This is a genomic window from Alteromonas ulvae, assembly GCF_048987005.1.
Classification (GTDB): Bacteria; Pseudomonadota; Gammaproteobacteria; order Enterobacterales; family Alteromonadaceae; genus Alteromonas.
In genome coordinates this window covers 3,962,013-3,973,626 of sequence record NZ_CP185261.1, presented here as the reverse complement: position 1 = coordinate 3,973,626, position 11,614 = coordinate 3,962,013, and the positions used below count along the sequence as shown (strand labels likewise).

General features: G+C 44.2%; 11 protein-coding genes. 6 read left to right on the top strand and 5 right to left on the bottom strand.

Annotated elements, in window-relative coordinates:
* Positions 1-45: 45 nt before the first annotated feature.
* On the bottom strand, positions 46-228 hold the full coding sequence (locus ACOJR9_RS17190) for a helix-turn-helix domain-containing protein (protein WP_420934110.1): 183 nt from the start codon (positions 226-228) through the stop codon (positions 46-48).
* Positions 229-847: 619 nt separating this feature from the next.
* Here ACOJR9_RS17190 and ACOJR9_RS17185 point away from each other — a divergent pair.
* Positions 848-1,450, top strand: a complete 603-nt coding sequence (locus ACOJR9_RS17185; protein WP_420934109.1) for a YhgN family NAAT transporter — start codon at positions 848-850, stop codon at positions 1,448-1,450.
* A complete protein-coding gene (locus ACOJR9_RS17180; protein WP_420934108.1) occupies positions 1,450-2,031 on the top strand; it encodes a YjaG family protein in 582 nt (193 codons plus the stop codon). Before ACOJR9_RS17185 ends, ACOJR9_RS17180 begins: the two co-directional genes overlap by 1 nt.
* A 10-nt stretch (positions 2,032-2,041) precedes the next feature.
* Here the strand turns inward: ACOJR9_RS17180 and rsmD are convergent, their stop codons facing one another.
* Positions 2,042-2,731: a 16S rRNA (guanine(966)-N(2))-methyltransferase RsmD gene (gene rsmD, locus ACOJR9_RS17175; protein WP_420934107.1), complete on the bottom strand. Its 690-nt coding sequence runs from the start codon at positions 2,729-2,731 to the stop codon at positions 2,042-2,044.
* A gap of 66 nt (positions 2,732-2,797) precedes the next feature.
* On the opposite strand from rsmD, the gene ftsY reads away from it, so the two are divergent.
* The 3 genes from ftsY to ftsX are packed head-to-tail and all read left to right on the top strand — an operon-like array spanning position 2,798 to position 6,184.
* The gene (gene ftsY / locus ACOJR9_RS17170; RefSeq protein WP_420934106.1) at positions 2,798-4,474 is read left to right on the top strand and encodes a signal recognition particle-docking protein FtsY; all 1,677 of its coding nucleotides are present in this window, start codon (positions 2,798-2,800) and stop codon (positions 4,472-4,474) included.
* A gap of 25 nt (positions 4,475-4,499) precedes the next feature.
* A complete protein-coding gene (gene ftsE / locus ACOJR9_RS17165; RefSeq protein WP_420934105.1) occupies positions 4,500-5,207 on the top strand; it encodes a cell division ATP-binding protein FtsE in 708 nt (235 codons plus the stop codon).
* The gene (ftsX, locus tag ACOJR9_RS17160) at positions 5,204-6,184 is read left to right on the top strand and encodes a permease-like cell division protein FtsX (protein WP_420934104.1); all 981 of its coding nucleotides are present in this window, start codon (positions 5,204-5,206) and stop codon (positions 6,182-6,184) included. The genes ftsE and ftsX overlap by 4 nt, the downstream gene beginning before the upstream one ends.
* Positions 6,185-6,283: 99 nt before the next feature.
* On the opposite strand, the gene ACOJR9_RS17155 is transcribed toward ftsX, so the two are convergent.
* Entirely contained in the window at positions 6,284-7,525 is a 1,242-nt protein-coding gene (locus ACOJR9_RS17155) for an EAL and HDOD domain-containing protein (protein ID WP_420934103.1), read from the bottom strand.
* A 354-nt stretch (positions 7,526-7,879) separates the two neighbouring features.
* The gene (locus ACOJR9_RS17150; protein ID WP_420934102.1) at positions 7,880-9,106 is read right to left on the bottom strand and encodes an EAL and HDOD domain-containing protein; all 1,227 of its coding nucleotides are present in this window, start codon (positions 9,104-9,106) and stop codon (positions 7,880-7,882) included.
* Positions 9,107-9,617: 511 nt separating this feature from the next.
* On the opposite strand from ACOJR9_RS17150, the gene rpoH reads away from it, so the two are divergent.
* On the top strand, positions 9,618-10,475 hold the full coding sequence (gene rpoH / locus ACOJR9_RS17145) for an RNA polymerase sigma factor RpoH (RefSeq protein ID WP_420934101.1): 858 nt from the start codon (positions 9,618-9,620) through the stop codon (positions 10,473-10,475).
* Positions 10,476-10,648: 173 nt separating this feature from the next.
* Here rpoH and ACOJR9_RS17140 read toward each other — a convergent pair whose 3' ends face one another.
* On the bottom strand, positions 10,649-11,575 hold the full coding sequence (locus tag ACOJR9_RS17140; protein WP_420934100.1) for a YiiD C-terminal domain-containing protein: 927 nt from the start codon (positions 11,573-11,575) through the stop codon (positions 10,649-10,651).
* Positions 11,576-11,614 lie beyond the last annotated feature (39 nt).

Sequence of the window (11,614 nt, the reverse complement as noted above, 5' to 3'; positions counted from 1 at the left end):
TACCAAAAGCGAAAAAGGGAGCTGTAAACACAGCTCCCTTTTTTATTAGATTCCGCCTAAACGCTCAGCGAGCTTTTTATAGCGTTCCACATCGGTACTATCAAAAAGTGGATTGCCGTCAGTATCTTTTTCTTTCGATACTAAAAGGCTTTCACGCTCAAGACGTTCAACTCGTACATCTTGAATGCCTAAAAAAGCAGCAACTTCATTCACTGTCATCAAACTCATTGTTTTCATTCCGTATATTGTTTTTGTAATAGAAATAATAATGGTACCTTCAATTATAAAGGCTTATTCCCTCTGCCAGCGTTCGCATTAAAACAGGGGCAGATATCTCATCATCACAGATACTTTATCAGTACAGCCATGCAATCAGAATTATGTAATGTCCAACGCCCAATTCAGATTGCCATATTAAGAAATCATATTTAGACCGCTAGCGAAGTCATTCTGTAAGCACTGACGATGAATAGCGTGTTTCAAAAAGAAAGCGGTTCGCTGAGAACATTGGATAATATAGACGATCTTTTTCAAGAAAGCGTCAAAAACGCCTCAAAACATCTTTTCTAAGCAGAGTAAAAATAGAGGCTAGCGATACGCTAAGAAAATGAAGGTTTAAGTCTCCTTATTTAGGTATATGAATACGTTAAGTGTTTTTAAGATAGTGAAGTTAGTTTACCATTGTACTTTAATCGCGGCGCTAGCGGTTGCTCGGCGCCGTTAACTATTGCAGTTAACGTTTGTATTTAGCTTTACACTTAATGCTATGGCAGTAATGACTGCAATAAAAAACGGCGCAAATACACAGTGTGTTTAAACATGCCTTACTAACCGGAGATAAATAACGATGGATACTTGGTCCGCCGCGATTATGCTTTTTTTGATCATGGATCCGTTGGGCAATCTACCCGTTTTTATGTCGGTACTGAAGTCGATAGAGCCCAAGCGTCGACAATTTATCTTGATAAGAGAGCTGCTTTTTGCGCTTTTTATCCTATTTCTATTCTTATTTAGTGGTCAGTCGGTACTTAATTTTCTTAATGTTGAACAAGAAACGGTCAGTATTGCCGGTGGTATTATTCTGTTCCTCATTGCATTAAAAATGATTTTTCCATCATCGGGAAATCCAAGTGGCCTTGCGGTAGGTGAGGAGCCATTTCTCGTTCCTCTCGCAATTCCCATGATTGCAGGGCCATCAACGCTGGCTGCACTTATATTATTGGCGAATCAATCTCCTGACCGCATGATTGATTGGTCTATCGCACTTGCGGCTTCGTGGTCAATTAGCGCTGTGATCCTCATGTTTTCCAATATATTCCATAAAATACTCGGTGAACGCGGTTTAGTTGCTATGGAGCGATTAATGGGTATGATCTTAGTGATGATTGCCATTCAGATGCTACTTGATGGCGTTACCAAATACTTTATCCATGCCGCTGGAGCACTTTAATGGCAAAGCAAAAACTAAATACATTCGCCCGAGTAAGAGCGTTAGAAGGTCATAAAGCCATTGCATTTGCTGCAGCACTGCTCGAACGGATGCTGCCAAACTACGCCTTATTTTGCGAGGTTACCGAGTCTGGTGATGCGCCAGCGCTTAGAAATTGCCTTAATTTGGTGTGGGAAACGCTCAAGTCGCCAAAAAGTAAATTCAATGTGGCCGTTCAGCTTGAGAAAGTGGAAGTTGCCACGCCGGATACAGAAACTCACGACAATTATGGCGTTTATCCTGCTATCGATGCGGCTATTGGCCTTGCTTCTTTGCTCAACCTTGTCGCTGGCGACGACCCTCAGGGCGCAGTCGTTATTAGTAAGCTTTCTCAAGGCAGCGTTGAGGCGTACTTGCTTGCCACGGGCGAGGCCGATGACGACTCAGTGAAGGACCACCCACTAATGGCGTTTGAAGTGGAAGTGCAAAACGAGCTGCTTGATTATATTGAACAGGCTACATCGCCAGCGAAAGCAGCCGACGAGATGCGAGCACTTGCTCTTGAAGCTGGTATGTCAAATATCGGTCTTGATTTGAGTTAGGTCAACACGCCTAGGCGTTATCTTGTCCCTGCGGACTTATCTCGCCCACTTCAACAAGCATGTATATCAATGACCCAGTACGCTTTTCTTTTTCCACATGCCAGTGACTAGGAAGTAATAATGAGTCAAGCTCGCTTTCATGCTCGATGTAAATCATACTGCCGGTGGAAACAAGGTTTGCGTTAACTATCTCACTGATTACGGGCGCTACTAAATTTTGATAAAATGGCGGGTCAATAAATACGATATCGTACTGTGTGCCGGTTAGTTGTTTGAGCACTTTTAAGGCATCGCCTTGATGTACTGTCGCTACGTTGGAGTCAGCAGCGTTAAGCGTCTGTAGGTTTTTACTTAACTGTTCGCTGGCTTGCCTGTCTAATTCAATAAAATCACACCGCCTCGCATAGCGAGACAACGCTTCTAAGCCTAAACCGCCAGAACCCGCGAAAACATCCAAACACTGGGCATCGTCAACGTAGGCCATTAGCCAATTAAACAAGGTTTCTTTGTTTCTATCAGTAGTGGGTCTCAACCCTTCAGCATCAAGCACGGGAAGTCGTTTTCCACGCCATTGGCCGCTAATAATGCGGATAAGCCCTCGTTTTTTTTTGTCTAATTTTGCTGGCTGGCGTTTTTTTGTAGAAGATATGCCCCTTGACGGGTGAGAAACTCGCTTCATAGTGACTGACAGTGGTATCATGCTTTTATATATTAAACGGCAAGTGTAGCCGAATTTGTTCAGAATTTATAAGGATTTGTCCTAACAATGTCGAAACTCTTTGGCTGGTTCAGCAAGAACAAAAAAGCAGAGAAACAAAAAGAGCAGCAAGCAAAAGAGCAGGCTGCACAGGAAGCGGCGAACGCTGCTACCGCCGAAAGCGAGGTACAGAGCACCGAGGTTGATGCCTCCGAGGTCGATACAACTGAGTCAGAAAAGGTCGACGCTGCTGTTGAAGCCGCGTTAGGCGATCAATCGTCTGAGACGTCAGTAGGAAAAACTGGTGAGACATCGGTAGACAAATCGTTTGAGACGGAATCTACGCAGACAACGGCAAATGTGCAGCAGCAAGAGACCTTCTCTGACGTTACGCCTACTGCCTCTGACGGAAACGAAGCGATTCACAATACGGTTGCTGACGCTGTAGCAATGGAAGAAATGCAGCCTTTAGACTTCTCATCTGATGAAGCAGGCGCGCCTGATTCAGAGTCTATTGATAAAGCAGCAACGCCGTTAGACGCTGCCTCAGTGGCCAGTGCTGAAGCAGAAGTGCTTGCAGAAGAAAAGGCTTTGAAAAAAGCTGACGCTTCAACTGTTGATACTGCAGCAAAAATTACCGCTGACGCCTCTTCTACTAACAGTACTGAAGCCACTGCTGAAGCGAATACTCCCGTTAGCACAGAAGAGACCATTGACGACAAGCTTGGCGAAGTTGAATCAACGCCTCAAGTAAAGGAGACGCCCCAAGCCAAAGAAGCGCCGCCAGCCAAGGAAAAGAAATCCTTATTTGCCCGTTTAAAAGAAAGCCTATCGCGCACCAAAGAAAACCTGGGTAGCGGCATTGTCAGCTTGTTTAAAGGCAAAGCCATTGATGAAGAGCTTTACGAAGATTTGGAAACACAGTTACTCGTTGCCGATGTGGGTATGGACACGACGCAGAAAATCATTAACCACCTTACGGACAGTGCTTCTCGTAAAGAACTTAAAGACGCTGAAGCCTTGCTAGATATTTTAAAGCAGCAAATGTCAGGCATGTTGGCGAATGTGAATGTACCGCTAAGTGACGCGTTGCAAAAGCACAATGCTGTTGAAGGGCCATTCGTCATTCTCATGGTTGGGGTAAATGGCGTAGGTAAAACCACCACAATCGGAAAGTTGGCCAAGCAGTTTCAGCAGCAGGGCAAAAAAGTCATGTTAGCCGCGGGGGATACGTTTCGCGCCGCCGCAGTAGAGCAGCTTCAAGTGTGGGGCGAGCGCAACAGCATTCCAGTTATTGCTCAGCACACCGGTGCAGACAGTGCCTCAGTGCTTTATGATGCATTGGAGGCAGCCAAGTCTCGCGGGTCGGACATACTGATTGCTGATACGGCAGGGCGCTTGCAAAACAAAGATAACCTGATGGAAGAGCTCAAAAAAGTGGTTAGGGTAATGAAAAAGCTTAACCCCAATGCACCCCATGAGATCATGTTAACGCTAGATGCTGGAACAGGGCAAAACGCGATTAGCCAGGCCAAGCTATTTAATGAAGCGGTGGGCTTAACCGGAATAACATTAACTAAGTTAGACGGAACTGCAAAAGGCGGCGTTATCTTTTCAGTTGCAGATCAGTTCGGTATTCCTATACGGTATATTGGCGTGGGCGAGAGTATTGACGACCTTCGTGAGTTCGATGGCGAAGAGTTTATCGACGCCCTGTTTAGCGAGTTAGATACACCGGCTAGCTAACTGATTCAGGTAGTAGGGATCCAGAATGATAAAGTTTGAGCAGGTAAGCAAAACCTATCCCGGCGGTCAGCGGGCGTTAAGCAAGGTGAACTTTCACATTGCGCCCGGCGAAATGGCGTTTTTAACTGGGCATTCAGGCGCAGGCAAAAGTACCTTGCTCAAACTTATCAGTATTATGGAGCGCCCCACTGTGGGCCGCGTTTTAATTAACGGTCACGATCTTAATAACATAACGCGGCGAGATATCGCTTTTATACGCCGCGACATCGGTATGATATTTCAAAGTCATCAGCTGTTAATGGATAAAACCGTTACTGATAACGTTGCTTTGCCCCTTGTCATAGAAGGTTATACGCACAAAGAAATTCGCAAGCGGGTTGATGCTGCGCTGGAGATGGTTGGACTACGGGATAAAAGCCGCAGTCTGCCTATTACCCTTTCTGGCGGAGAGCAGCAGCGTGTAGGTATCGCCAGAGCCGTGGTTAACAAACCACCGCTACTGCTGGCCGATGAGCCCACCGGAAATTTAGACCCTAAACTGTCTATGGAAATCATTCGTTTGTTTGAAGATTTTAACCAAGCGGGTGTTTCAGTGCTCATCGCTACCCATGATTTAGGGCTCATAGCACGCATGCGTTATCGCACGCTAACGTTGAAAAACGGGCAAATGATTACCGACGGGCTTACCGATAGCGACTTCTTCGGCGGCCATAGTGAGGGTGACCGACGATGAGTATTCTCTTTAAAGGGCGAGCGAAAGGCGCGTCTTCTTCAAAAGTATCAGTATTGCAAGCCTTCTTCATGTTCTTCGTGAGTCATGTTAGACAGGCACTGTCGAGTTTAGGCGAGCTGTGGCGTCAGCCAGTGGCTTCGTTGATGACCATTGGTGTACTCGGGCTGAGTATTACCTTACCAAGTACCCTTTACATTATGGTTAAGAATACAGAGAAAATTACGGCGGGGTGGGAGCAAGCATCAGAGATATCCTTATTTCTTACGCCAAATATAAGCCCTAATCGTTCTCAGCAGTTAGTAGCACGACTTAATACTTGGCCAGAAATTGACACTGTAGTGTATATTCCCGCCGATGATGCGCTAAAAGAATTTCAGCATTTATCGGGGTTAGGCGATGCTATTGCCTACTTAGAGAAAAATCCTCTACCCGATGTGGTGCTCGTTACTCCTACCGATAAAAATGCATCACCAAGCGCCGCTCGTGCACTGCTTGATAAGCTAAGGCAGCAGCGAGAGGTTGACATTGGCAAGTTGGACATTGAATGGCTAGAGCGGCTTTACGCTGTTATTGCGATAGCGAGTGACTTGGTGATGCTTATTGGCGTGTTACTTTTCATTGCGGTTGTCTTGATTATAGGCAATACCATTCGCCTTAATATTCTTAATAAATACGATGAAATAGTAGTAATGAAGCTGGTGGGGGCAACAGACGCCTTTATTCATCGTCCTTTTTTATATACAGGCTTTTGGTATGGGCTTTTGGGTGGGCTGATAGCGTGGTTCGCCGTTATCATTATTTTATGGTGGATGGACAGCAGTATTACCACCTTTGCCGCAATGTACCAAAAAGAGTTTAATATCACCGGGCTCACCGGCAGCGCGTTATTCACCATGCTGGGGCTGTCTGTATTACTTGGACTAATGGGCTCGCTTATTTCTGTGCAGCGTCACGTAGGGCAAATAGAGCCTAAATGAGTTTGTTCGCGGCGTGTCAGTATCCATTTTGTAGTTAAGTATTTTGTAATTAAGAGTAGGGAGTATTCTGCAAGGGCTTATTTTTCCCGCTTTCAGATGTTAGCCTTCCGCCTTTGCTGTTGGGAAATGCGATGAAATTGCGCTTCTAATGCCATTCCCCCAAACAATGGCTTGGTTGTACAACATGTGGAGCTGTTTCTGGTCAATATCCAGCAACTTGGCTTGTTTTATCACCGTCATCCAAATCGCACTTTCGAAGGCGCGAACAAGGGCTGAATAGTTGTTCAGTTCTGTATTTTTTCCTAATAAAGCGTTATTGACATCATCAGACAATGGAAGTTGTTTAACAATATCGGTCATTGATTGATCGAGCAGTCCTTCAAGAAGTGAAAATAACCCAACCAAGAACGCGATAGGAGGATTATTTTTAAAGCCCCGTCGCTCAGCTAATAAGTCAAAAAACTTTGCTCTAACCAACGACATGTGAATAATCTCAAGAGGCTTATCATCAGCAATGTTTGTGAGGCTAAGTAATGCAATAAACTTCTTAATTTCTACCTCGCCCATATAATTAAGTGCATGTTTAAGGGAGGTGATTTTGTAGCGTTTGTTAATGGCAGGGTTGTTGATAAATTTAAGCAGCAGAAAGCTTAATGTCGCATCACGCTCAATTATTTGTGTGGTACGGGCAATATCAAAATTCACTTTGCCACTTTCAGCCATCAAGTCCACGATGTTCATTTTAGAGGCGGGCAACTGCCTTAGAATTCGGGCCTCAGGTTGAGAGAAAAAGTAGCCTTGGAAGAGATCAAATCCGAGGTCGATGCACGTTGCGAAACTGTCTTGGGTATCTACCTGCTCGGCAACGAGCTTTTTGTTCTCTTCACGATAGCGAGGGATGTGCTTTTCAATATTTTCAAGGCGGGCTTTAGATACATCTACTTTTACAATATCGATAAGTGGAAAAATATCATGTTCTGACCCAATCATCATCGGGTCGTCAATGGCAAGCTTAAACCCCATTTGCTTAATGTGGTGACACGCTTCGAATAAGCCATTGCTAGTATCAGCGGGATTGGCGAGTTCAACTACCACTGAATCGGGGTTTAAGTTTGTGGGAAAACGCGACACAAGGGTATCGGTAGAAAATGTAATAAACGATGTTTTTTCACCGGAAATATCATCAAGCCCGAGCGGGTGAAAATTATCAGCGATAAATTTAGACTTTTCTTCCTGATGTTCTGGGTAAGCGCCGCCTTTTCCATCCCTGAAAAGTAGCTCGTAGGCAAATACACTTTTTTCTTTATCTAGAATTGGCTGACGAGCTATAAACGCGAACATATGTTATCCCTGATAAGACGCTAAATGATGTTGTACTATTGGGCCTACGGCCCCAGCTAACTGAGAAGCGTTGACCGTTACAAAAATGTACAGTAAATGACAAAAATGTACAGTAAATGTCCACACGCCCTCAGAAGCACGTTTTATTATTTTTTAGTCTATTAGAACGATGTTATCGACTTAAAACCTAAACACTTAACTTATTACACTACCGCAGCTCTGAGCTATCAAATAACCTGCAGATAGATGATGAGCTCTAGCGATAAGATTATGATAATGAGTCTTTTCGTACAACACTAATGTGGCTCATTTCACTGCTGCCAAGTTTACATAGAGCCATTCTCTTTCGGCAAACTACGCTTTATCAAGCGCGGCAATGTGAATATGCTTCGCCCATTTTATGGCTTCGTTGTAATAGCTATGAAGTAGGGCCTGATTAACTTTGTGTTTGGCGGCAAATTGCTTAATGCCTGCCCATCGCGCTGTCTCGAAGTGCTCAGACAACTTGAGGCAATCTCTGAGTAGATTGGGTTTTCCACAAAGCGCATTTTTTACATCGTCGTCAATGGGTACTTTATTCACCAAGTCCTCAATACGCTGTTCCATCATGGCGTCGAGCAGAGAAAGCAAACCAGCTAAAAAACCAGTATGGGAGTTTTTGCCTTTACTAACGGCCAGATACACGAGTTCGCAAAACTTTGCCCTAACTAAGGCCATCTGCATCAGCTCGGTGGGTTGCCCATTACTTAAGTTTGCTAAGGCAAGCAATGAGAGAAACTTCTTAACTTCCACTTCGCCCATGAAAGTTAAAGCGTGTTTGAGAGAATTGATTTTATGGCGTTTATTGACCATTGGGTTGTTAATAAACCGCAGCAATAAGTAGGTTAAAGAGGGGTCTCTTTCCATGATGGTTTTGACCTTTTCAAGGTCAAGAGACGCCTCACTACTTAACGCCATTAGCTCCAACATAGCCAGGTTGTTTGGGCCTAACTTGCGATGCCTAACAATTTCAGGACGCGCAAGGAAATAGCCCTGAAAATAGTCGAAGCCCATCGCTTTAAACTTATGGAACTCTTCGTAGGTTTCAATCTTCTCTGCCACTAACTTCATTTTGTTAGCTTTAAAGCGTTCTACTAGCGCTGGAATTTTGTCGTGTGCTATCTCTGTAATATCAATCTTGACCACGCTGGTAAAAGGCATAAAGGCTTCCCATTTACCATGCATATCGTAATCATCAAGTGCAATTGGATAGCCTAGCCCACGAATGTGTTTGCAGGCGGCTACAAGAGCATCGTCTACCTCTACCGTTTCCACGATCTCTATAACCACTTTGCTAGCGTCTAGTGAGGTGGGGAAGCGGAACATAAGCGTATCGCGATGAAAATTAATGAATGCTTTTTTGTCACCGGTTATTTCTTCGATACCAAGGCTTAGGTGTGTAGACGTAAGTATTTTAGATGTTGCTTCGTCGGGAGGGATATCTGGAAAGCAATTATCCTCACCTACGCGAAAGAGCAGTTCGTAGGCGTAAACTTCCCTTTCGCCATTAAAAATTGGCTGCCTTGCGACGTATGCAAACATAGTTATCCTTGAGCAATCTTCCTAGACACTGTCGTCATAGTGCCTTTTTCCTGCATGTCAATGTGGTTGAGAGCAACACGTTTCGCCCAACGCCACGGTACATGGCGATAAGGTTACATGTTGGGTTATCCGTGCACAACGTTTTACTCCACTATCTTTTATTCTTAACGTATATTTTTAGTCATGTCGTTAAGCCGCAATTTGATGAGACCAAAAGTGAACGAATTAAATCAAATTAAGGTATACTTATAGGTATTAACACGCCTTGATATTCAAACACTGTTTTAGTGTTGAATTCGACGTATACATATTGAAAATACCGATAAAGATATTTTATCATTGCCAGTTGATGGTATGTTGTTAGGGTGTTGAACTTTTTTTTGATCTACAGGTCTTGATATAGTGGTAATCATCCCTATACCAACATATCGTTTGGGCTTCTTTTTTATTTAGGTCTCTCGCCGTTTACATTGTTTTTTGCAGTGTTGAACAGTGATTAATGAGGTGAACAATGAGCAACAATTTGCAATCTATGGCGTTATCAGTGCCACACAGCGGTAGTATTGAAGGCTACATGCAGGCTGTAAGTCGCATTGATATGCTCACTGCCGACGAAGAGCGTCAACTAGCTGTACGCCTTCGCGAAGACGAAGACCTAGAGGCGGCGCGTCAACTGGTGATGTCGCACCTGCGCTTCGTTGTGCATATTGCAAAATCATATTCAGGCTATGGCTTACCGCAAGCTGATCTCATTCAAGAAGGCAATATTGGTCTGATGAAAGCGGTTAAGCGATTCGACCCAACTGTGGGTGTGCGCTTAGTTTCTTTTGCGGTTCATTGGATAAAAGCTGAAATACATGAATTTGTATTGAAGAATTGGCGCATCGTTAAAGTCGCGACAACAAAAGCTCAGCGTAAGCTCTTCTTCAACTTGCGCAAAGCGAAAAAGCGTCTCGGTTGGTTTACGCACGCAGAGGTGCAAACCGTAGCGAACGAACTTGGTGTAAGTACCAAGGAAGTGCTTCAGATGGAAGCGCGTATGAGCAGCCAAGATCAGGCATTCGATTTGTCCGCCGACGAAGACGAAACGGGTAATTTTGCACCTGTTCAGTTTTTGGAAGACAAATCTGCAGACGTTGAATCTGACGTTATCAATAACGATTGGGATACCGCAGCAAGTAAGCGTTTATATTCTGCAATTAAAACGCTGGATGAGCGCAGCCAAGATATTATCGAAACACGCTGGTTGGCAGACAACAAAATTACGCTGCAAGATTTAGCGGATAAGTACGAAGTATCTGCAGAACGTGTACGTCAGATTGAAAAGAACGCGATGAAAAAACTGCAAGCAGCAATGGTTGCAGCATAACGAATTTATGGTTGGCTGATAGCGCCGACTTAAATCAAAAAAAGCGCCTCACTTTATCAGTGGGCGCTTTTTTTCATATCCGTACTCTTTGTTGTGTCACCTTGATGTAGAACCACTGCACCTGCGGTAACACGCCGCGATTACGAGCATGTTAAGTCTCGCTGAGTGTATAACTATCCATGCGGACTGGTGTCATCAGATGCTTTAGGAGGGAGCACCCAAAATACCCCTTCAAATTCTGCTACTGCGGTATCGTTATCAAGAATAGCCACGCTTAGTTCGAAACGGGCCTTTTTATTTTTTTGCAGCGGTGCAAACTTGCCAGACAGTGTTTCAATATTGCAGATAGCTCTTGGCTTCATTGTAATTGGCTTGTGGTAATGAATGTCCCCATCGCCCAATACAATATCACCTCGTAAACCACGCTCTTTCAACTGCAGGTAGATTAGCCCCCAGCCAGTGAGAGTGGCCAACGAAAAAATACTTCCCGCAAACATAGTGCCGTGAATATTGATATTTTTATTTAATGAGGCTCTGGTTTCCAGCGTTCGTCCGGTGTATTGATACAGTTTAATACCCATGTGTTCAGTAATAGGAATGGTTTCTGACCAAGTCTCCTGAAGTGCTTTGCACCATCTAGGGTGAAGCACAAGCGTATTATTCTCAGTAAATTTTTTTACCATTTGTTGGCGCTTCAGCATGCCCAATTCGTTTGGTGCTTCACGTTCAACAACAAATCCGCAGGAGGCAAAAAACTCGATGGAGACTTCACGGCTATTTGTCACTGCTCGCACTGCGCCCAAGTCTTTGGCCACATTTTCAAGCGCAACCATAACCATTTTACCTAAGCCTTTGCGCATATGGTCGTTATGTACGGCAATATGCCGTATTTGCGCTTCTTCTGCGGTATTTAAATGCACCCGGCCACAAGCAACAATTTCGTTCTTTCTATTGGTGATAATACGATGTTCTGCAACTTGTTCGTATTCATCTTTTTCTGAGCCAGGGGGGAAGTTCCACGGTTGACGTAAGTGCTCCCAACGAAAATGAAAGTAGGCTTCAAATTCTGCATCACTCTTTGGTGTTACAACCTTGTACACAATAAACTGGCCTTTTTTGGAATCGAATCGGTATTTAAA